The organism is Ruegeria sp. THAF33, assembly GCF_009363615.1.
GTDB lineage: Bacteria > Pseudomonadota > Alphaproteobacteria > Rhodobacterales > Rhodobacteraceae > Ruegeria.
In genome coordinates this window covers 619,726-640,196 of the sequence record NZ_CP045385.1, presented here as the reverse complement: position 1 = coordinate 640,196, position 20,471 = coordinate 619,726, and the positions used below count along the sequence as shown (strand labels likewise).

At 56.2% G+C, this 20,471-nt stretch carries 17 protein-coding genes; 13 read left to right on the top strand and 4 right to left on the bottom strand.

The features are described from left to right. Positions 1 to 331: 331 nt before the first annotated feature. Genes rfbC through rfbA form a run of 4 tightly spaced genes read left to right on the top strand, consistent with a single transcriptional unit; the run spans position 332 to position 3,683 of the window. Positions 332 to 901 (top strand): dTDP-4-dehydrorhamnose 3,5-epimerase, encoded by a 570-nt coding sequence (gene rfbC / locus FIU92_RS20085; RefSeq protein ID WP_152460487.1) that lies wholly within the window; start codon positions 332 to 334, stop codon positions 899 to 901. After that, entirely contained in the window at positions 898 to 1,938 is a 1,041-nt protein-coding gene (gene rfbB / locus FIU92_RS20080) for a dTDP-glucose 4,6-dehydratase (RefSeq protein WP_152460486.1), read from the top strand. The genes rfbC and rfbB overlap by 4 nt, the downstream gene beginning before the upstream one ends. Next, on the top strand, positions 1,935 to 2,798 hold the full coding sequence (rfbD, locus tag FIU92_RS20075) for a dTDP-4-dehydrorhamnose reductase (protein WP_152460485.1): 864 nt from the start codon (positions 1,935 to 1,937) through the stop codon (positions 2,796 to 2,798). Before rfbB ends, rfbD begins: the two co-directional genes overlap by 4 nt. Positions 2,799 to 2,816: 18 nt before the next feature. Then, positions 2,817 to 3,683, top strand: coding sequence for a glucose-1-phosphate thymidylyltransferase RfbA (gene rfbA / locus FIU92_RS20070; protein WP_152460484.1), 867 nt, complete (start codon positions 2,817 to 2,819; stop codon positions 3,681 to 3,683). Positions 3,684 to 3,756: 73 nt separating this feature from the next. On the opposite strand, the gene FIU92_RS20065 is transcribed toward rfbA, so the two are convergent. Beyond that, on the bottom strand, positions 3,757 to 4,611 hold the full coding sequence (locus tag FIU92_RS20065) for a glycosyltransferase family 2 protein (protein ID WP_152460483.1): 855 nt from the start codon (positions 4,609 to 4,611) through the stop codon (positions 3,757 to 3,759). 808 nt (positions 4,612 to 5,419) lie between these two features. Here FIU92_RS20065 and FIU92_RS20060 point away from each other — a divergent pair. The 3 genes from FIU92_RS20060 to FIU92_RS20050 all read left to right on the top strand — a co-directional run bounded on the left by FIU92_RS20060 (position 5,420) and on the right by FIU92_RS20050 (position 9,093). Further along, positions 5,420 to 6,403: a bifunctional 2-polyprenyl-6-hydroxyphenol methylase/3-demethylubiquinol 3-O-methyltransferase UbiG gene (locus FIU92_RS20060; protein ID WP_216646600.1), complete on the top strand. Its 984-nt coding sequence runs from the start codon at positions 5,420 to 5,422 to the stop codon at positions 6,401 to 6,403. Then, positions 6,403 to 7,668 carry a glycoside hydrolase family 99-like domain-containing protein gene (locus tag FIU92_RS20055; RefSeq protein ID WP_152460481.1) on the top strand — a complete coding sequence of 422 codons (1,266 nt, stop codon included), beginning with the start codon at positions 6,403 to 6,405 and terminating at the stop codon, positions 7,666 to 7,668. The genes FIU92_RS20060 and FIU92_RS20055 overlap by 1 nt, the downstream gene beginning before the upstream one ends. Before the next feature lie 129 nt (positions 7,669 to 7,797). Beyond that, positions 7,798 to 9,093 (top strand): glycoside hydrolase family 99-like domain-containing protein, encoded by a 1,296-nt coding sequence (locus FIU92_RS20050; RefSeq protein WP_254705390.1) that lies wholly within the window; start codon positions 7,798 to 7,800, stop codon positions 9,091 to 9,093. Positions 9,094 to 9,174: 81 nt separating this feature from the next. On the opposite strand, the gene FIU92_RS20045 is transcribed toward FIU92_RS20050, so the two are convergent. After that, positions 9,175 to 10,140: a LysR family transcriptional regulator gene (locus FIU92_RS20045; RefSeq protein ID WP_172978546.1), complete on the bottom strand. Its 966-nt coding sequence runs from the start codon at positions 10,138 to 10,140 to the stop codon at positions 9,175 to 9,177. A 73-nt stretch (positions 10,141 to 10,213) separates the two neighbouring features. Here FIU92_RS20045 and FIU92_RS20040 point away from each other — a divergent pair, with 73 nt between their 5' ends. Together FIU92_RS20040 and FIU92_RS20035 are read left to right on the top strand one after the other, a co-directional pair. Then, complete coding sequence (locus FIU92_RS20040; protein ID WP_152460478.1) at positions 10,214 to 11,248, top strand: phosphotransferase family protein; 1,035 nt, start codon at positions 10,214 to 10,216, stop codon at positions 11,246 to 11,248. An 11-nt stretch (positions 11,249 to 11,259) separates the two neighbouring features. After that, positions 11,260 to 12,501 (top strand): acyl-CoA dehydrogenase family protein, encoded by a 1,242-nt coding sequence (locus tag FIU92_RS20035; protein WP_152460477.1) that lies wholly within the window; start codon positions 11,260 to 11,262, stop codon positions 12,499 to 12,501. A gap of 92 nt (positions 12,502 to 12,593) precedes the next feature. Here FIU92_RS20035 and FIU92_RS20030 read toward each other — a convergent pair whose 3' ends face one another. Next, positions 12,594 to 14,189, bottom strand: a complete 1,596-nt coding sequence (locus FIU92_RS20030; protein ID WP_152460476.1) for a GMC family oxidoreductase — start codon at positions 14,187 to 14,189, stop codon at positions 12,594 to 12,596. A gap of 109 nt (positions 14,190 to 14,298) precedes the next feature. On the opposite strand from FIU92_RS20030, the gene FIU92_RS20025 reads away from it, so the two are divergent. From FIU92_RS20025 to FIU92_RS20010, 4 genes are all read left to right on the top strand, one after another. Next, positions 14,299 to 15,537, top strand: a complete 1,239-nt coding sequence (locus tag FIU92_RS20025; RefSeq protein ID WP_152460475.1) for a TRAP transporter substrate-binding protein — start codon at positions 14,299 to 14,301, stop codon at positions 15,535 to 15,537. Between the two features lie 64 nt (positions 15,538 to 15,601). After that, positions 15,602 to 16,267, top strand: coding sequence for a TRAP transporter small permease (locus FIU92_RS20020; RefSeq protein WP_152460474.1), 666 nt, complete (start codon positions 15,602 to 15,604; stop codon positions 16,265 to 16,267). Continuing rightward, complete coding sequence (locus FIU92_RS20015; RefSeq protein ID WP_152460473.1) at positions 16,267 to 17,625, top strand: TRAP transporter large permease; 1,359 nt, start codon at positions 16,267 to 16,269, stop codon at positions 17,623 to 17,625. Before FIU92_RS20020 ends, FIU92_RS20015 begins: the two co-directional genes overlap by 1 nt. Positions 17,626 to 17,636: 11 nt before the next feature. Further along, positions 17,637 to 18,416, top strand: a complete 780-nt coding sequence (locus FIU92_RS20010; RefSeq protein WP_152460472.1) for an IclR family transcriptional regulator — start codon at positions 17,637 to 17,639, stop codon at positions 18,414 to 18,416. A gap of 305 nt (positions 18,417 to 18,721) precedes the next feature. Here FIU92_RS20010 and FIU92_RS20005 read toward each other — a convergent pair whose 3' ends face one another. Beyond that, on the bottom strand, positions 18,722 to 20,458 hold the full coding sequence (locus FIU92_RS20005; RefSeq protein ID WP_152460471.1) for a Mur ligase family protein: 1,737 nt from the start codon (positions 20,456 to 20,458) through the stop codon (positions 18,722 to 18,724). Positions 20,459 to 20,471 lie beyond the last annotated feature (13 nt).

The following is a 20,471-nucleotide window of genomic DNA, read 5'->3' as shown; positions in this document are numbered from 1 at the left end:
AGTAAGGTGTGGATCGGCTTTTGCGGCCAAATTGACACGTCCCAGCCTCAGCGCTCGAATACCGCCCCATGTCGCGGTGCTTTTGGTTTCGACCCAAGCGTTGGCGCGTCTGCGGCTTCACTATCTGTTCCATCCCTGAGTTTTCATGCGGAGATGGTCCAATAATTTCAATGAATTCTACCAGAATCGCAACTTGCCTGCGATAATCGCCTGACCTTCAGAACCGATAAGCCGCTCAAATTGCTGATCGGACAACATAGGTCTTGGCGTCGGTGGAGCAAATGTGACATAGCAGGCCGAGACATCAACACAGAGATGAAAATTAGTAACAATGGAAATATTGGCGCTTTCCATTCCGGAAGTGAAACTGATCACGCCGAAGCGTTTCGGCGATCATCGCGGGTTCTTTGAGGAAACCTACAATGCCGACAGTTTTGCGGCACAAGGGATTCATACGCAATTCGTTCAGGACAATCATTCCCTTTCGAGCACGGTGAACACGGTACGCGGATTGCATTTTCAGGCTCCGCCAAGGGCGCAGGCCAAGCTAGTACGCTGCGGTCGTGGGCGGCTGTTTGATGTCGCGGTCGATATCCGCAAAGGCTCGCCCACCTATGGTCACTGGGTCGGTGAAGAACTGAGTTTCGAAAACGGGCGGATGCTGTTGGTTCCTGCGGGGTTCGCGCATGGGTTCGTGACGTTGGAGCCGGAGACCGAGATCGTCTACAAGTGTTCTGATACCTACGCGCCGGAAACCGAAGGCGCGGTTCGTTGGGACGATCCCGATATCGGCATTGAATGGCCACAGAGCAATTCAGAACCCCAGCTGTCCGAGAAAGATCGGATCGCACCACTTCTGCGCGAAATTGAATCTCCTTTCGTATTCGAGGACACACAATGAAAATTCTGGTTACGGGCGGGGCGGGCTTTATCGGCTCTGCCGTTATCCGTCGCGCGATTGCCGATGGGCATTCGGTCGTCAATGTCGATGCCCTGACCTACGCGGCCTGTCTGGACAATGTTGCCTCTGTCGCGGATGCGCCGGGATACGTTTTTGAACATGCGGATATCCGGGATGCCGCCGCCATGTCGGCGATACTGGACAGGCACCAGCCAGACGCGATCATGCATCTGGCCGCTGAAAGCCATGTTGACCGCTCGATCGATGGCCCGGCCGCGTTCATCGACACGAACCTGACCGGGACCTATGTATTGCTGGAAGCAGCACGCGCCTATTGGCTGGGTGCCGGCCGGCCCGAGCATTTCCGGTTTCATCACATATCAACCGACGAGGTCTTTGGGTCCTTGGGAGAAACCGGGTTTTTCACCGAAGACAGCCCATACCAGCCGAACTCACCCTATTCGGCCTCGAAAGCGGGATCGGATCATCTCGTGCGGGCGTGGCGTGAAACATACGGCCTGCCAGTGGTTCTTACCAATTGCTCCAACAACTACGGCCCTTACCAGTTTCCGGAAAAGCTGATCCCCGTTGTCATCCTCAGCGCGCTGGCGGGCAAACCGATCCCGATTTACGGGAAAGGCGACAACATTCGCGACTGGCTGCATGTCGATGACCATGCCGAAGCCCTGTTGCTGGTGCTCGAAAAGGGTGAACTGGGCCGCAGCTACAATATCGGTGGCGAGAATGAGATGACCAATCTTGATCTTGTCAGAATGCTGTGTTCGATCCTGGATCGCCTCAAGCCGGGTGAAACGCCCTATGCGGATTTGATCACGTTCGTCGCTGACCGCCCCGGTCACGATCAGCGTTATGCCATCGATCCGACCCGGATTCGCACCGAACTGAACTGGCGTCCTTCCTACACGCCTGAAACCGGGCTGGAACAGACGGTTCAGTGGTATCTGGACAACAGCGCATGGTTGAACGCCTTGCGGGCCCGCAGTGGCGTGGGTGAGCGGCTGGGTGTTGCCAAATGAAGGCGCTGGTGTTCGGCCACGGGGGGCAGGTGGCGACCGAGTTGCGACGTCGCGGACAGGCGCATGGTGTCCTGGTTGAAGCTCTGGATCGCGCCGCGGCGGACCTGTCTGACCCGTCGCAATGTGCAGACGCCATCCGGCATACGGATGCGGACGTGATCATCAATGCGGCCGCCTATACGGCGGTGGACCAGGCCGAAGAGGAAAGCGACCTGGCGCAACGGATCAACGGAGATTCACCCGGTGCAATGGCGCGCGCCGCCGCGGCCCGCGACCTGCCTTTTCTGCATATTTCCACGGATTACGTTTTTGACGGCTCTGGTACGACCCTCTGGAACACCGATGACCCCACCGGGCCCTTGGGGGCCTATGGTCGAACAAAGCTGGACGGCGAACACCAGATCGCAGAGGCTGGCGGTCACTATGCCATTTTGCGCACAAGCTGGGTGTTTTCGGCCCACGGAAAGAACTTTGCAAAGACCATTCGCCGACTGGCAGAAACCCGTGACAAGCTGACCATCGTCGCAGATCAGATCGGCGGGCCAACACCTGCTGCAGACATCGCCGAAACCTTGCTGAAAATGGCCAAGGCTGGCCTCGAAGCCAAAGGGGGGGTGTTTCACTATTCCGGTGCACCTGATGCCAGCTGGGCGGATTTCGCCCGTGAAGTTGTTTCTCAATCCGGCTTGTCGGTCGAAATCGAGGATATTCCAACTGAGGCTTACCCAACGCCGGCACCCAGGCCGCTGAACTCACGTATGGACTGTTCGCGGCTGGAAAATGTGTTCGGAATCCAGAGACCCGACTGGAAAGCCGGACTGGCCGAGATATTGAGCGAGTTGAAGTCAGCGACCAGCTGAACCTTGAAAGGACAGATTATGCAGCGCAAAGGCATTATTCTTGCCGGTGGGTCCGGAACCCGGCTTTACCCGATCACCATGGCGATATCGAAGCAATTGCTGCCGATCTACGACAAGCCGATGATCTTTTACCCGCTGAGTGTTTTGATGCTGTCGCAGATCCGCGAAATCGCGATCATCACCACCCCCCAGGATCAGGATCAGTTTCAGCGCCTGTTGGGAGATGGCAGTCAATACGGTTTGTCCTTGACATGGATCGTACAACCGTCTCCTGACGGTCTGGCGCAGGCTTATACTCTGGCCGAGGATTTTCTGGACGGTGCCCCGTCTGCGTTGATTCTGGGTGACAACATCTTCTTCGGACATGGCCTTCCGGACCTGCTGCTCGAGGCGGATCAACTGAAGCGCGGCGGTACGGTTTTTGCGTATCGGGTCGCTGATCCAGAACGCTACGGCGTTGTGGATTTCGAAGGGAACAAAGCCCGCGCGATCGTCGAAAAACCCAAGGTGCCTCCGTCGAATTACGCGGTGACGGGTCTTTATTTTCTGGATGGCGACGCTCCGGCCCGCGCACATGAGGTCAAACCGTCAGATCGCGGCGAGCTGGAAATCACGTCGCTGCTGGAAATGTATCTGGACGAAGGTTTGCTGGATGTGCAGACCATGGGGCGCGGTTTTGCCTGGCTGGATACCGGCACGCACGGGTCTTTGCTGGATGCGGGAAATTTCGTGCGCACGATCACGGAACGTCAGGGTATGCAGACCGGTAGCCTGGATGAAATCGCATGGGCAAATGGCTGGATCGACGACGAGGCTCTTGAGGCTCGCGCGCGCCTGTTCGCCAAGTCCACTTACGGCACCTATCTGAAAGGGCTTCTGAGCTAGGCCGCGACCTGTCTCATGGTTACGTGTTCAGGCTGGAATTTGCGTGGGCTGCAAACTGCTTCACGCTTTGTGATCAAGGTCTGAACGGGGCTGGTCGGGCATTCCGTCCATGCCAAACGCCGCGCAAGAAGGCCCATTGTTTGGCGCGTTTTCTCGCTGAAAACAAAACAGCCGGAGACAGCACTTGCAGTAGCGCCGATGCCAGGGCCCGACCGAAGGCCATCGGGACTTCATGCTTGCGGGCGACGTAAACGCGCGATTGCCCCATATACCAGCCCTTCAGGCCAGCGATGGCTGGGCTTCCCGGCGAGGATTTGCCTCTGGCGTGGCGCATCTGAGCGTTGTGAACGTAGTAAAGTGGCCCGCAAACGGCTTTGAGCCGCAGGCTCAGATCATCGTCTTCATGATACAGAAAGATTTCGGGATCAAACCCGCCGACCGCTTCGAACGCTTCGCGGCGGACCAGGAAGGCGGCGCCGACGAGGACCGGCAATTCAAAGTCGGAATCGGCTGTTTTCCTGGGCAGGGTTTCATTTCGGGGAATGATCACACTGTATCGCCTGAAACGAGGTGCCCCCTTCCGGTCCAGAATTGCAGGGTTGAAGGCTGACGCATCGGGATGATTGTCGGCCCCCTCTTGCAACGCGTCCAATGCTCCGGGCAGCAAGTGGGAATCCGGGTTCAGAAATAAAAGCAGGTCCGTTGTCGCCTTGGCGGCACCAAGGTTGCATGCGCGGCCAAACCCGATGTTGTCGGGGCTTTCGATCAGAGTTGCGCCATGTGCCTCGGCCATTTGCCGAACCGCTTCTATATCATCCGAGCCATTGTCGACCAAAATTGTTGGCACGCCCTCTGGGATGGAATTCAGCATCTCCGGCAGTACACCACTGCTGTTGTAACAAACGCTTATGATCGTAATCTGTGACAATCCTGCCTGCCGTATCTGTGGAATGGGCCTGATCGTTACTTCCTCGCAAACACAGTTAGGGTCAACCCCGGTTCCAGTACGACGGATCCGGGCTGCTGAATACGGTCTGTGATCCTGTGCGTTCAGCGGCGGCAATCTGAGAAATGATTGAAATGGTTTTTCCCCGGTGAGACGAAGGCAGAAAACCGATCATCAAGCATGGCAGAATGGCAAAGCCGCGTTAGGGGATGCAAAGCCTTTTTTGATCGGAGCGGCAGGATTTCCTCCTTGGATTTTTTCGATTTCCGGCGGCCGTGGTGAATGAGCAGATTGTTGCTTGTCGCCGGGTTGAAACCAGTAAGTCGTTACATGCCCTTAAGGCGATATCGGAATTCTGGCGTAATCTATTTGCCAGGGTGAATGCGTTGGCGGTGATCTGTAGGCTCAGCAAATTGTTGCAGACGCAAGCCTTTCCGCTCAGCATCCAGCGCGCAATTGCAAGCCATAAAGTGCTCAAACCGTGGTTTCTCGAGATATCGGTAAGTTATTGAAAAAATGTATTAAGCATACCTCCACTGAAATTCGGCAGGAAACCACGAGGCTCCATTCGACGCTCATGCGTGCACCGGTACTATTGCTGAAAAGGCTACAAAACAGAACTCAGTCAAAATAGGTTTCTTAGACGTTGGTTGCACAGCGTAATTGGTGTGAATAACCCCCGGGCGAGGGGTCATTGCTGCTAAAGGAGTTTTGTGCAACAGTGACTGCTGAACTGAGCATAATTAGGGTACAACATCCAAAGCCTTACGTATCGGTTTGGTATTGGGGATTGCAGAACCAGACCAAACTATATAGCAGCCGAATTGAAGCACGAAATAAGCATCACGGAAGAATTGCAGTGAGCGATAGACACACTTACGAATACGACATTGATATGAACAGTGATGTAGCACCCGCACGCGTGCTGCGCATGGTAAAGCCCGGGTCCAAGGTGCTTGAGATTGGGGCCGGGCCAGGTTCGATCACACGCCATCTTTCCGGCACATTGGAATGTGATGTTGTGGCGCTTGAGATCGACCCTTCGGCGATCGAAAAGCTAAAGCCGTTTGCACGTTCTGTGTACCCGATGGATCTCAACGATGCTTCATGGAGTGACATCGTTCGCGAGAAAGACGGGGTATTCGACTACGTGATCGCAGCGGACGTTCTGGAACACGTTTACGACCCGTGGAGCGTTCTTTCAGGCATGAAATCGCTGTTGAACGACACGGGATCGGTGATTCTTTCGTTGCCGCATGTTGGCCATGCAGCCATTGCCGGTTGTCTTGTCGATGAAGATTTCGAATACCGTGACTGGGGCCTGCTGGATCGGACCCATGTCCGGTTTTTCGGCATCAAAAACGTACAGCATCTGCTTAATTCGCAGGGTATGAGCATTGAACAAGCTGAGTTCGTGGTTCGTACGCCAGAGATGACGGAGTTTTGTCAACGCTGGAGCCGTTTGCCACAGGATGTTCAGGCCGCATTGCAGCGCAATCGCTATTCCCATGTTTTCCAGGTCGTAAGCAGATCGGTCCCCAAGGAACGCGCTGAGAATGACATCTACCTGATGGGCTTGCCCGTCGAACAACCCGATGAAGAGACCCGGCAGCATTGGACCAACATGATGGCAGGTCTGCCCCTGTCCGAAGAGATTGATCTGCAATCGACTATCGGGCCGGTGGACACGAGCACCGCTTCCCGAGTCGAGCCCGGACCACTGGCCAAGAAGAAAAAAAAATCGCTGGCGCGGCTGTTGGGGTTGAAGAAGTAATGTCCTCAAACACCGCGGATCGCGAATTCGGCAAAATCAGGACAATTGCCTTCTACCTTCCTCAGTTCCACCCGATCCCGGAGAACGATGAATGGTGGGGCAAAGGGTTCACCGAGTGGACAAATGTTGCAAAAGCAAAGCCGCTTTTCACCGGGCATTATCAACCTCATCTTCCTACGGATTTGGGGTTTTATGACCTGCGGGTCCGCGAAACGCGGCTTGAGCAGATTGAGATGGCCAAAGCCAGCGGAATTGATGGATTCTGCTATCACTATTACTGGTTTTCCGGGAAAAGACTTCTTGAGCGGCCCGTCGACGAAATGCTTGCGGATCCCGAAAGCGATATGCCGTTCTGCCTTTGCTGGGCGAATGAGAACTGGACACGCCGCTGGGATGCGGCCGAGCACGAGATTCTCATTGAACAGAAATACAAGCCAGAAGATGATCTGGAGTTCATTAAGTCGATCGAGCCGTTTTTCCGGGATCCCCGCTACATAACGGTAGATGGCGCTCCGTTCCTAATTGTTTATCGGCCGCAGCATCTGAAGAACTCGCGCAAAACCGTGCAGGTTTGGCGTGACTATTGCGCGTCTGTTGGAATTCCGAAAATACATCTGGCCTGTGCGCTGACGCACCGAAACTGGGATTACGCGTCATACGGGTTTGATTCCGGTGTTGAGTTCCCGCCCCACAGCATCAACGTGCCCAACCTCTCGCCAGAAGTGGACTTGTTCGACGATTTCCAAGGCCACTGCGTCGATTTTTCCGACATCGCAGAACAGTATCTGGGTCACAGCTATGGGCCTGAGAACAACGTTCATCGGTCGGTTTTTCCGTCCTGGGACAACACTGCCCGGCGGAAGGAAAATGCTATGATCGTTTTGAACGGAACGCCGGAAAACTATGAATATTGGCTTTCGCGTACCTTGCGCAAAACCGCCCAGGACTTCCCTGATCAAGAACGTTTCGTTTTTGTGAATGCATGGAATGAATGGGCTGAAGGATGCCATCTGGAACCGGATCGCGAGTACGGGCATGCGTTTTTGCATGCGACCAAGGCCGCTCTCCAAGGTTCAAAGCTGACCGACTGGACGCATGTGGGTGTCCCCGAAATTTCGCGCCGTGGCGAAACTACGGAAGGCAATGCGCATCCTGTCCCATATGGTGCCAATAAGCCGTTGACCAAACGAGCTTTCCGCCTTGTGCGTGATACGGTCAGCGGTCGCTTGCTGAAGCAATGGCTGTCCGCGGCCCGTACAAAATAGAAAACCACGTTGGATTGGGTTGCATGAAAGTCCCAAGTACTTTTCATGCAACTCTGTCTCGTGAATTGCGTAGAGAAACAGGTTCTCTTTGTCATAGTCGGCACGACGCGCCTTAGTACGAGAAACTGCATGTCCATCAAAGATACCCTGCTTTACTATTTGCTGACCGCAGCGTCGAAACTCAGCCCACCTTTGTCGCCACGTACGGCAAGGCGGTTCAGAAATTCAGCCAAGAAAAGAGACCCCAAAAGGGGTTGGGACAAACCGGGGCAATCCAACAGGCAGGGTTTTGAAGCCATCGGTCGGGCCGACGAATTCAAACCCTTCGACCCGCCTGCTAAAGCTGAACCCGCAGTGCGGGCGATTGCGCATTACCTGCCGCAATTTCATCCCTTCAAAGAGAATGATGAATGGTGGGGCAAAGGCTTTACCGAATGGTCCAATGTCGGAAAGGCCGTCCCGAATTATCCGGGCCATTACCAACCTCATTGTCCGATTCATCTGGGTTACTACGACTTGCGGTTGCCAGAAATCATGGTCGAACAGGCGCGGATCGCGAAGTCTTACGGGATAGGAGGGTTCTCCTATTACTACTACTGGTTCGGCGGAAAGACCCTGATGGAGCACCCGCTCGAACAAATGTTAGGCAATCCGGAAGTCGACATGCCGTTTTGCCTGACATGGGCAAACGAAAACTGGACGCGCCGCTGGGACGGGCGGGCGCACGACGTTCTTATCGCGCAGAACCATTCGATCGAGGATTCCCTGAACCTTCTGCGTCACGTACGCAAATATTTTGATGATCCGCGTTATATTCGGATAGATGGGAAACCGGTTTTCATCGTGTACCGAGCGAACATCATACCGAATATCGAGGAAACAACCGCAGCTTGGCGAAAAGAGGCAGAAAGCTGGGGCGAGCCGGACCTGTATCTCATAGCTGCCCAGACTTTCGATATCGGCGACCCCGAGAAACTGGGTTTTGACGCTGCTATGGAGTTCCCGCCGCATCAGGTAAAGCGCACCGACATCACGGATGAGATGGGGATCTACAATCCAGAGTTCACAGGAGCCGTTCTGGATTACCAGGCCGTGGTCGAGGCAGAGCTTCAAAAGCCGGAACCCCGGTACAAGCTGTTTCGGTCCTCTACGCTCTCGTGGGACAATACCGCGCGCAATCAGGATGCCCCCCGGATTATGGGGCGGTTCACGATTGATGCCTACAAGCGCTGGACGGAACATTTGTGCCGCCAGGTTCTTGCGCAGGAAAAATACAGTGCCGACGAAAAAATCGTTTTCATAAACGCGTGGAACGAGTGGGCAGAGGGGACGCATCTGGAGCCTGACCGAAGATATGGCTTTGCCTATCTTCAGGCGACCTATGACGCGTTACCCAAGAAGTCTGAAAGTCAGATCAATACGTGATGTTTTCGACCTTGAGGTTTCGCGGACCTGACGGTTGGCGCCTCCGATATCCTGACGACACATGTTGCCCGGGGTTCCGTATCAATTCTGATCGACCCTATGATGCTGTTCCGTATCGTTCGCGCTGACGGTGCGACCTGCGATTTGGTCGAACATCCATTGTACGGCTTCGTCGCCGTCGGACCGGATATGCCGATAAAGGCGAAGTTCGATCGGAGGCACTTCAACCGGCAGCCTCAACATGCGCAGCCCCATTTCACGCGCGCTGCATTCGGTCAGCGTGGCAACCATATCTGTCTTGTGCAGAATATCCCGGATGTTCAGATAACTTTGCATCTGAAGCCCGAGTTTGCGCCGTGCGCCCAGTTTGCGCAGGACGATGTCGACCGGACTCGCCCCCTGAGGCCGTGAGGAAACATGCAGATGTGTCAGCTGAAGATAGCGCTCCAGCGTCAATGGGCCCGAACCCAGCGGGTGGTCGGGTCGCATGGCACAGACATAGCGGTCCTTCATGATGGTCCGGCTGATCAGATCCGAACTGTCCGGCATCGGAATGTCCGACGCGATATCGATCGTGCCCTGCTGTAACGCCTTGCGCGTATCCCGGCGGGGAATGCGCACGAGGCTGAGTTCGACCTGGGGTGCCGTGCGCTGAAACCCGGACAAAAGCCCGGGCAGGATGATGAGGCTGTGAAGATCGACCAAACTGACCCGGAACAGCCGTTTGCTGGTGAACGGGTCGAACCGTTCACCCTGCGCCGATGCGGCTTGCAACTGGTGAAGAGCGGCTGAGATCCTGTCCGAAATGCTCTCTGCCAGGGCCGTGGGCTGCATCCCCGTGCTGGTCTTCACGAAAAGCGGGTCGTTCAGTGTCTTGCGCAACCGGGTCAGGGCGTTGCTGACGGCCGGTTGCGTGATCGACAGGCGTTCGGCAACGCGGGTCAGATTTCGTTCGGTGTAGATGGCGTCAAAAATAACAAAAAGGTTCAGGTCTATCTTGTTGAGCTTGGTCGTCATGTCATTCACCAGATTTATACCGGCGATCATGCAAGTAAATTTCACAAATGTCATTGGGGGCGGTAAGCTGAATCGTATCCTGGCGGAATACGGAGTTTCATGCATGACCTCATCCGGCCTCGAACTCGATACCGAGCGGCTTTCGACATATTTGGGGCGCCATATCGAAGGCTTCGCCGGCCCATTGTCCTATCAAAAGTTTTCGGGCGGGCAGTCGAACCCAACCTATCTGCTGAAGGCCGGTGGTTCGAAATACGTGCTGCGCCGCAAACCGCCAGGTGACCTGTTACCTTCGGCCCATGCGGTGGATCGGGAATATCGTGTTCTGAAGGCACTTCATGGCACTGCGGTTCCGGTCGCCAAACCTTACGTGCTGTGTGAGGACACGGAAGTCATCGGTTCCATGTTCTATGTCATGAGCTTCCAGGAGGGCCGTATCTTCTGGAACCCGGCGCTGCCCGAGTTGGACGTGGCCGACCATCATCCGGTGTTCGACGAAATGATCCGGGTTCTGGCCGCGCTGCATTCGGTTGACACAGGCGCCGTCGGCCTGTCGGACTTCGGCAAGCCGGGAAACTATTTCCAACGCCAGTACAGCCGCTGGACCAAACAGTATCGCGCCGCAGAAACAAGTAATCTTCCCGAGATGGAACAGCTAATGGGCTGGCTGTCCCGCAACCTGCCCGATGGTGACGGTTCGGTCAGTCTGATCCACGGTGACTTTCGCATAGACAATTTTATCTTCGCTTCGGATGCCCCGCAGATCACCGCGGTTCTGGATTGGGAACTGTCGACGCTGGGCCACCCGATGGCTGATCTGGGCTATTTCTGTGTGTGTCTCAGATTGCCGCCCACCGGTCTGATCCGGGGGCTACAAGGGCTGGATCGCGCTGCTTTGAACATCCCTTCCGAAGCTGAGATGATCGAGCGGTATTGTTCGCTGCGTGACCTGCCGGATATTGAAAACTGGACTTTCTATCTGGCGTTTTCCTTTTTCCGGATGGCTGCGATTGCACAGGGTGTTTACAGCCGTGCGCTGGCGGGAAACGCATCGAACGAGAACGCAATGGCGTTCAAGGGGCTGGTGGCCCCTCTGGCGCAAATGGCGCTCGACGAAATCGCTGCTGCAACTCACTGAAGAGGATCACAATGGATTTTGCTCCATCGCCACGCGCCACGGAAATGCACGACCGGCTGAAAGCCTTCATGCAGGCGCATATCTATCCGCGCATTCGCGACCACAAAGAGGAAATAGAAGCCGGCAATTTCCCCGTTTCGTTCATGGAAGACCTCAAGTCGCTGGCCCGCGCCGAAGGGCTTTGGAACATGTTCCTGCCCTCCTTGCGGGATGATGAGCCCGGAACGCGGCTCAGCAATCTTGATTACGCGCCCCTGGCCGAGCTGATGGGTCAGGTGAGCTGGTCTTCGGAAGTCTTCAACTGCAACGCGCCGGATACCGGGAACATGGAATTGCTGCACATGTTCGCCACGCCCGAACAGCGCGAAGACTGGTTGGTGCCGCTGTTGAACGGCAAGATCCGCTCGGCTTTTGCCATGACCGAACCCGACGTGGCCAGTTCAGACGCGACCAACATAACGACATCCATCCGGCGCGAGGGTGACGAATACGTCGTCAATGGCCGCAAGTGGTTCATCACCAATGCGTGCCACCCCAATACCAGACTGTTCATCGTCATGGGTAAAACCGACCCGAACGCCGATCGCCATAAACAGCAAAGCATGATCATCGTTCCAAAGAATACGCCCGGTTTGGAGATCGTGCGCAATCCGACGATCCTGAACATGCACGATCCCGAAGGCCATGCTGAACTGGTGTTCAAGGACGTGCGCGTCCCGGTCGGCAATCTGCTGGGCGAAGAAGGCAGCGGTTTTGCGCTGGCTCAGGCGCGGCTTGGGCCCGGGCGAATTCATCATTGCATGCGCTCGATCGGGGCGGCGGAAATGGCACTGAACCTGATGGTGGAACGTGCTCAGGAACGGAAGACCTTTGGCAAGCAACTCTCGGAACAAGGCGTGATCCGTGAATGGATCGCCAAATCCCGGTTGGAAATTGAACAGGCGCGGCTGTTGACCCTGAAGGCGGCCTGGAAAATAGATCAGGTGGGGGCGAAAAAGGCCTTCCGTGAAATATCCCTGATCAAGGTCGTGGCGCCCCAGGTACATGCAAAGGTTACGGATCGTGCAATGCAGGTTTTTGGCGCAATGGGCATGACACCCGACACGCCATTGGCCGACAGTTACACTTGGGCCCGGGCGTTGCGCTATGCGGATGGACCGGATGAGGTCCATCTTCAGGCTATCGCCAAACAGGAGTTGAAGAATTCCAATTATGGGATGTCGGCGCAGTGGCTGACACCGCCTCTGCGCTAGGTCAGGGCAGGGATGGCATCACCGGACTTTCCCTGAGATCTGCAAGCCGAGTTGCCCAGTTTTCCTGGGATCCGGATACGCGGCCTGCCGCGCTATGTTCCTGCGGCAAGCAAGTCACTTGCCTTTTCTCCGATCATAATCGCGGGGGCGTTTGTGTTGCCGCTGACGATTTCCGGCATGATCGAACAATCCGCGACCCGCAGGTTTCCGATGCCGCGCACCTTTAGCGCGGGGTCAACGACTGCGGTTTCATTCGTACCCATCGCGCAGGTCCCTGTTGGGTGATAAATCGAAACGGAATTCGACCTGACCCAGTCCAGCGTGCCCTCGTAATCGTCGGTCGAAAGTTGTGACGTCGGGCGGAACTCTTCGGAAATCTTCGATGCCAGCGGATTGTGCTGTGCGATTCTGCGGGCGATGTTCACGCCGTCAACGATGGTTCGGCAATCCGTTTCCGTCGACAGATAGTTCGGAATGATCTTTACATGCTGTGATGGGTCCGGGCCGTTCAGATGCAGTTCACCCCTGCTTTCCGGCCGCAGCTGGCACACGGACATGGTAAAGGCGGAAAACGGGTGCACGCCTTCGCCGGGGCTGTCGGCGGACCAAGGCTGTACATGGAATTGAATGTCGGGTGTTTCCACGTCCGGGCGCGTTTTCATGAATCCGGTCGCAAGGCTGGCCGCCATGGTCATCGGACCGGCGCGGAACAAAGCGTATTTGAGCGCGATACGGGCCTGGTTGATCAGGCTGCGCACCTCGTCATTCAATGTGGGCTCATTGCATTTGAAAACGAGACGGGCCTGCAAGTGATCCTGTAGTCTTTTGCCGACATTGGGCAAGGCATGGACCGGATCGATGCCGTTTTTCTTCAGGTGGTCCGGGTCGCCGATACCCGACAGCATCAGAATCTGAGGAGAGTTGATTGCACCACCGGACAGGATGATTTCGCGTCGTACCTTCAGGGTTTTCTCATTGCCTGCGCGATCCCGATAGACAAGTCCGGTCGCCTGTTTCCCATCCAGCGTTATGCGTGTCACCAATGCGTTGGTGATGATGTTCAGGTTTTGCCGGTTTCGAATGGGTTTCAGATACGCCACGGCCGAGCTGCACCTGCGCCCATTGCGCGTAGTCAGCTGAAAATACCCTACGCCTTCCTGATCTGCGCCGTTGTAATCCGGATTGAACGGGTATCCGGCGGCTTGCGCTGCCGCGACCCATGCGTCGCAGATCGGTCGTTGAATGCGCATGTTCGACACCGACAGCGGCCCACCGACACCGTGATACGGGTCTTCGCCACGCTCTTGATCTTCGCTGCGTTTGAACAGAGGCAGCACGTCTTCCCAGCCCCAGCCGACATTCCCCATCTGGCGCCAGCGGTCATAATCTTCCTTTTGGCCGCGCACATAGAGCAGACCGTTCAGAGAGGATGAGCCGCCCAGCACCTTGCCGCGTGGCCAGTCGATCGAGCGCCCGTTCAGGCCCGGATCGGGCTCGGTCCTGTAACACCAGTCCACCGAAGGGTTGTGCATGGTTTTGAAATAGCCAACCGGGATGTGGATCCAGGGGTTGGTGTCGCGGCCGCCAGCCTCCAACAACGCGACGGTCGTGTTGGGGTCGGCGCTGAGCCGATTGGCGATGACACAGCCCGAAGACCCCGCGCCAACTACCGCATAATCCACTTCCATGACCGCCTCCTTCCAACGTCGTTGAAAAAAACTCTATGCAAGATGCAAGAAATATACTAGCCTTTTTTGATACAAAACGTCTCAATAATTGCGAACAGGGAGGTAAGCAATGGAGATTGGTCGGAAACTGAGTGGTATTTCGCGGCGGGATTTTTTCCGGGTGGCAGGGCGCTATGGTATGAGCTCGACGCTGCTTGCAGCAGGAGGGTTTGGCGGGGCAATGAGCTTGGCTAATCTGGCGCAAGCGGCAGAATCCACGTATGAAAAACGCTTTTCGAAAGAACCGAAGCACACGTTGAAATTTGGTGCGTCGGGCTTCAACACCCGCAACCTGCTGATCGAGCGCGCCGGCGCCATCGAGTTTGCACGCGATCTGGAAGAGCGCACGGATGGCGAGATTCGGATCGAGTTCATCGGCGACAACCAGATCTGCGGACAACTCAGCTGTGTTGAAAAAACCCAGCAGGGAATCGTCGATATCTACGCAGCCTCGACCCAGAATTCGGCCGGCGGTGCGCCTTATCTGAACGTCCTGGACTATGCCTACATGTTCCCCAGCCGGGCGGCGCAGTATCATTTCTTCTACAGCCCCGCCAGCCAACGCATCCTGCGCGACCCGCTTGAAAAGCGTCACGGGCTGAAATTCCTGTTCACCCATTGTGAACTGCGCGGACTGCAAATGGGCTCGACCTTTGCCGACAAGCCGACCGTCACCAAGCTGGAAGAGTTGTTCGGCACCAAGAACCGCGTGACGGGCACGCAGCTGGGTCGGATCGCCATGCAACTGCTGAACCTGAACCCTGTTCCGGTGGCATGGGAAGAAACGCTGGATGCGCTCAAGACCGGTCTGATCGATGGTGCGGAAACCTGGGCCTCGGCGGTGGCATATGCGAACATGGCGCCTGTGGTCTCGCAATCGGTGAACCTGAAGTTCTTCTGCGGTACCGAACACACTTCGATGTCTGCCAAAGTATTCGATGGCCTGGGCGGTGAATTGCAGGATGCCGTGATGGAGTCGTCCTACTTCACCCAGGCTCTGATTCAGGGCGCGAACGAGGCGGCACTGCTGAACACTGTCGGATTCTCGGATCCGCAATTGCCGCAAACCATTTTTGCGGAAAACGGCGTGCGCCCGGCCTTCCTGCCGGAGGACCAGATCAAGCTGGCCGAAGAAATGTGTGCTCCGAACTACAACCCCGAGCCGTGGGCGCAGTGGCGCGAGCGGCTGAACAAATGGGCCGGTGGCATCGACACATACCAGGAGATTTACGACATCGCGCGAGAGATCCCCGCGGACACGCTGCCGGAAAATGTCGAGCCGCGCCGCTGGTGGAAGGGCGAGGCCTGATTAGACTGCCAGAACCGGCCCGAACGGGCCGGTTCAATCAATACCCACTGGGAGGACGGGCTTCATGTCACTTTGGGCAGACATTGGCGCAATATTCAGCGCTTTTCTCAGCCAGGATTCTTTCGAGATTCAACTTGCTCTGGAATCCGACGCCGCTTGGATCGTCGGTGCGGTCGTTGCCGCGATCGGGGGTTTGCTGGTCATGCTGATCTATCGCAAGGTGCCGTTGATCGAACGTCATCTGGAACGGTCGGTCATGGTGTATTCTTATCTTGCCATCGCGCTGATCATTTTCTGGGGCGTGATCGACCGGTTTGTCTTCAATGATCAGGAACCCTGGTCCACGACCATTCCTCCGCTTCTTTTCATGGTGATGGCCTGGTTTGGAGCGTCCTACAACGTACGCCTGCGCACGCATCTGAGTTTCAGTGAATTCCGCACCGCCATGCCCCGCGGCGGGCAATTGGCCTGCCTGTTTCTTGACGCGGTACTGTGGTTCATCTTTGCGGTGATCGTCATCGTGACCACCTCGCGACTGGTGGCGCTTTCGGCCTCGAACTTTCAGATCGTTCTGGGCACGGACAATATCATGCAGTGGTGGTTCCTGCTGGCTGCACCATTGTCATTCTTCTTGATGGTCGGTCGCGTGTTTCAGAACCTCGCCGATGATTTGCACAACTGGAAAACAGGCGAGCCGCTGATCAAGCAGGCCGTGATCGGGGCAGACTGATGACAGACGGAACACTTGTTACACTGATCTCGTTGGGGGTCACCTTTCTGTTCATGCTGGGCGTGCCGGTGCTGCTGGTCATCGGTTACTGGGTCATTGGATGTTCCTTTGTCCTTGGTTTGACGCTGGACAATATGGGGGCCGAACTGCTGAACGTCTTCAACAAGGGCTTCGCCCTGTTGGCAATGCCGCTGTTTATCCTGACCGGAGATCTGATCAACAAATCCGGTATCGCGCGAAGGCTCAGTGATTTTGCCTATGCCTGTTTGGGCTGGATACGCGGCGGGCTGGCAATGGCGTCGCTGGGTGCCTGTGGGCTGTTCGCGGCGATTTCCGGGTCGAACTCGGCCACGACGGCGACCATCGGGTCGATGCTGCATCCCGAGATGGTAAAGGGCGGCTATGACGAACGGTTCAGCGCCGCGACCGCTGCTGCGGGCGGCACTGTCGGTATCATCATCCCCCCTTCGATCATCTTCATCGTCTATGGCTTTCTGATGAACCTGCCGATTTCCGAATTGTTCGTGGCCGGTATTCTGCCCGGTGCGCTTATGGTCATCGGGATGCAACTGGCATGCTGGATCATCTGCCGCATGAACGGGTGGGGCTATCTGATCCCGCTGCAATTGAACCGGGTGCTGAAAACCGCCTTTGGTGCCTGGCTCGGCTTTTTCGCCATCGGTCTTGTGCTCTGGGGCATTTATACCGGCAAGTTCTCTCCGACAGAGGCCGCCGGCGTGACCGTGGGCTTTTGTGTCATCGCGGGGCTGGTCAGCTACCCGATCAACCGCATCATGGGGGCCCGGAACGATATACCGCCAACCGAAAAGAGCTTCGCTGAAATGTTCGTGGTCGAAGGGTTCACGATCCCAGAGATCCCCTCAATCGTCATCAGGTCTGCCCAGATTACGGGTATCCTGGCCCCGTTGATCGCAATTTCGGTGGTGATGCAGCAGATCCTGTCCCTGCTTGGCGCACAGGAAACAATCGGAAACTTCGTGACCTCCATGGGGGGGTACCATGCGGTTCTGTTCACATCGATGGTGATCGTCTTCTTTTCGGGCATGGTGCTGGAAAGCCTTCCGGTCACCATCATCCTGGCCCCGATCCTTGCGCCAATCGCAGCCTCGGTTGGAATTGATCCAATCCATTTCTCGGTCATCTTCCTGGTCGGGGCGTCCATCGGGTTTATCACACCACCATACGGGCTTAACCTTTACGTCGCTTCCGGCGTGACCGGTGTGCCGTATTTCCGGTTGCTGCGCTATACGGTGCCTTACTTGGTGGCCCTGATATCCGTCTGGATATTGGTGTCGCTGGTGCCCGAACTGGCCTTGATCCTTCTGCCAAATAACTAGAATGTTGAAGGATGGCCGAGACTGATACTAAAGACAGAGAAACTCAGATTCCCACCAACCTGCGCCTGTTGCTGATCCTTGAAGAGGTGGCACGGCGCGGCGTTGCGGTCAAACCCTCGGATCTGATCGATGCATTGGGATTGGCCAAACCCACCATCCATCGTTTGCTGCAAACGGCAGAGGCAGAAGGGTTCCTGCAACGCGATCTTGACGGACGGTCCTATGGTCCGGGCAGACGATTGCGGCTGTTGTCCGTGAATACCATGTCCGCCGAGCATCTGCGGACCGCGCGTCTCGCCATCCTGCGCGGCGTAGCCGACGAAGTGGGCGAAACATGCAATCTGGCCATCCCGGATCGCGAAGGCATGATCTATCTTGACCGAGTGGAAACAAAATGGCCGTTGCGGATTCAATTGCCGATCGGAACCCAGGTGCCGTTCCATTGCACGGCCAGTGGCAAGATGTACCTTTCCACCTTGCGCCCCAAAACTCTGAACGGGTTTCTGTTAGCCGGGAAGCTAAAAGAGCAGACTGCCCGTTCTTTGACAGAGCCGAAGGCCCTGCTGAGTGAAATCAAGATCACCGCCGAGCGGGGATTTTCCACCGACGACGAAGAATTCATGGCGGGCATGGTGGCGATTGCCGTACCGGTGCAGGACGCGCAGGGCAGGCTGGTTGCCACGCTTTCAGTTCATGCCCCGACGCAACGGCATGATGTCGGCAGTCTGAAGTCATTTCTCGACACCTTGCGCCGGGGTGCAGAAAAACTGTCGCAGCTGTTGGGCGAGTAAGTGGCGCACCAGATAATCGGCAATCGAACAACATCAGGGTTGTGTTGTCAGGCCCGGACTGTGTTCCGAAGCTTAGTGATCGCCGAATGCCCGCTGAGATCCACCGTGACCTGACAACTCGGGCGATTGGTTTCGCTCAGTTTCCCCAGGCGAGATTGAACGGTGGATTACGTCCTCACAAATATAGAAAACCCATGATGAGGCCAACAGTCATTCGTGGCCGTGATTTCTTGGATGCCGCAAATCCAATGCGGGGTTTGTTTGTTTTCCAATAGATCGCCGGGGTACGCAAATAGGTGTCGTACCTAAGCGCTCAGCATCTCAAGAACTGCGTCGCGTTCTGACAGGACAAGCAACAAAGCAAGATCGCCCGGCTCAAGTTGTTTAAGAATCCTGGCCGCGGCCTGAGAAGGGGATGGGGCCCTTTGGATCTGATCAGCGTTGTATCCGTGCTTCAAGGCCGTCCCTTCGATCAGGTCCGGGATTTCTCCTAACTCCCGGCCTCTCAGATAGCCTTCCAGTTCGGCTGCAACGATTACGTCAGGTTGGAATTTCAAAGCCGTCGCGGTAACGTCCCGAATGTCCTGATCCGATCTGTCGCCCGCATGGCTGAGCATGATAAAGCGACGTTTTGCCGGAAGTCCTGACAGCGCTTCGCACACGGCAGAGATCGAGTGCGGGTTATGTGCGAAATCTACAAAAACACGGGCGTCATGATAGTTGAACTCGTTGCAGCGCCCCGGATTGTCCTTTGCATCGGGTTTGAAACCGGCCAATCCATCCCGCACTGCCTGAAGGGGTAGGTCCAGCGCCAGAGCAAGGCACATGGCGGCCAAGGCGTTCAGGGTGTTGTATTTCGCCGCCCCGCCCATGGTCACGGGCACGTTTGACACGGCAATCACCGTCTTTTCGGAAGTGCCATCGAAAAACACGATATTTTCCTGCTGCACATAGGCGCAGCATTTGTTGGAATCGCGCGCCTCACGGATCAGATCCGCTTGTGCATCCAAGGAAAACCACCAGATATTTGCCGACGTGTTTTTTGCCTCGGCACGGACATACGCATCATCAGCGTTCAGAACCAGCACACCACCATCGGTAAGTGTGCGATGCACGGCGAATTTCGCCTGTGCCAGTTCCGGCACGGTATTGACGCCGTACTGTCCCAAATGGTCATTCGCAACATTTGTGACCGCGGCCGCCGAGGCCGCACGCGTTGGCAGGCCACGGCGCAGAATACCCCCGCGGGCCACTTCAAGGCAGGCGATCTCAAGGCGCTTGTCGCGCAGCAGCATCCGGCCGCCACCCGGGCCCGAGTAATCACCTCGGTCAAGAATATCGTTGCCGACCCGCACAAATTCGGTCGAGGTCAGCCCTGCAACTTTGCCCGAAGTCCGCGCGATCGCCTCAAGCAACCGGGTCGTCGTGGTCTTGCCATTGGTGCCGGTGATGAACGCAACTGGAATGTTGTGAAGGCTGGACCAGTCCACGTCATCAGGGACGGGCAGGGCATCAACCGGCCAGACCTGACTACCTGTACCGTGCCCGATTGAAACCTCATCGTCGTCGCACAGAATATCCACGCCATGCGCCTCGGCGGCTGCGATCAGGTCGATCAGGCGCGGATTGGCTTCTTTGGCCATAACAGTTTTGACATCGGCCACCATTTGATCAAAGTCACCAAGAGTTGCATCCAACAACTCGGCGGCACAGATGTGCCACGCCGTCTGCACCGCGAAGATCGCCGAATACAGCTGATCCATTGGTGCGGAAATCGCCAGATTTACACCGCCAGTGAATGTGCGATGGGTCAAATCCTGATCCGTCCATCCCAGCGCGTCCAGCACTCGGCGGGCGTTTTTTTCCCACAGGGCCGAGACCGTGGATGGATCAATTCCGGTGAAAAATACATCCATCACCGCGCCGGGTTTGTTCCATAACAAGCCAGGGCCCGTCAGACGCCGGGCGTCGCCGACCTGAATATGATCAGCGGTCGCGCTTATTATGGTCAGCGCGGTTTCAAGCTCTTCAATCCGGTCCATTCCGGTGCCCTCG

Excerpts from the sequence above, each read along its gene's own strand:
- rfbC (WP_152460487.1), top strand. The coding sequence starts at position 332 with ATGGAAATATTGGCGCTTTCCATTCCGGAAGTGAAACTGATCACGCCG.
- rfbB (WP_152460486.1), top strand. The coding sequence starts at position 898 with ATGAAAATTCTGGTTACGGGCGGGGCGGGCTTTATCGGCTCTGCCGTT.
- rfbD (WP_152460485.1), top strand. The coding sequence starts at position 1,935 with ATGAAGGCGCTGGTGTTCGGCCACGGGGGGCAGGTGGCGACCGAGTTG.
- rfbA (WP_152460484.1), top strand. The coding sequence starts at position 2,817 with ATGCAGCGCAAAGGCATTATTCTTGCCGGTGGGTCCGGAACCCGGCTT.
- FIU92_RS20055 (WP_152460481.1), top strand. The coding sequence starts at position 6,403 with ATGTCCTCAAACACCGCGGATCGCGAATTCGGCAAAATCAGGACAATT.
- FIU92_RS20050 (WP_254705390.1), top strand. The coding sequence starts at position 7,798 with ATGTCCATCAAAGATACCCTGCTTTACTATTTGCTGACCGCAGCGTCG.
- FIU92_RS20045 (WP_172978546.1), bottom strand. The coding sequence starts at position 10,140 with ATGATCGCCGGTATAAATCTGGTGAATGACATGACGACCAAGCTCAAC.
- FIU92_RS20040 (WP_152460478.1), top strand. The coding sequence starts at position 10,214 with ATGACCTCATCCGGCCTCGAACTCGATACCGAGCGGCTTTCGACATAT.
- FIU92_RS20035 (WP_152460477.1), top strand. The coding sequence starts at position 11,260 with ATGGATTTTGCTCCATCGCCACGCGCCACGGAAATGCACGACCGGCTG.
- FIU92_RS20030 (WP_152460476.1), bottom strand. The coding sequence starts at position 14,189 with ATGGAAGTGGATTATGCGGTAGTTGGCGCGGGGTCTTCGGGCTGTGTC.
- FIU92_RS20025 (WP_152460475.1), top strand. The coding sequence starts at position 14,299 with ATGGAGATTGGTCGGAAACTGAGTGGTATTTCGCGGCGGGATTTTTTC.
- FIU92_RS20020 (WP_152460474.1), top strand. The coding sequence starts at position 15,602 with ATGTCACTTTGGGCAGACATTGGCGCAATATTCAGCGCTTTTCTCAGC.
- FIU92_RS20015 (WP_152460473.1), top strand. The coding sequence starts at position 16,267 with ATGACAGACGGAACACTTGTTACACTGATCTCGTTGGGGGTCACCTTT.
- FIU92_RS20010 (WP_152460472.1), top strand. The coding sequence starts at position 17,637 with ATGGCCGAGACTGATACTAAAGACAGAGAAACTCAGATTCCCACCAAC.
- FIU92_RS20005 (WP_152460471.1), bottom strand. The coding sequence starts at position 20,458 with ATGGACCGGATTGAAGAGCTTGAAACCGCGCTGACCATAATAAGCGCG.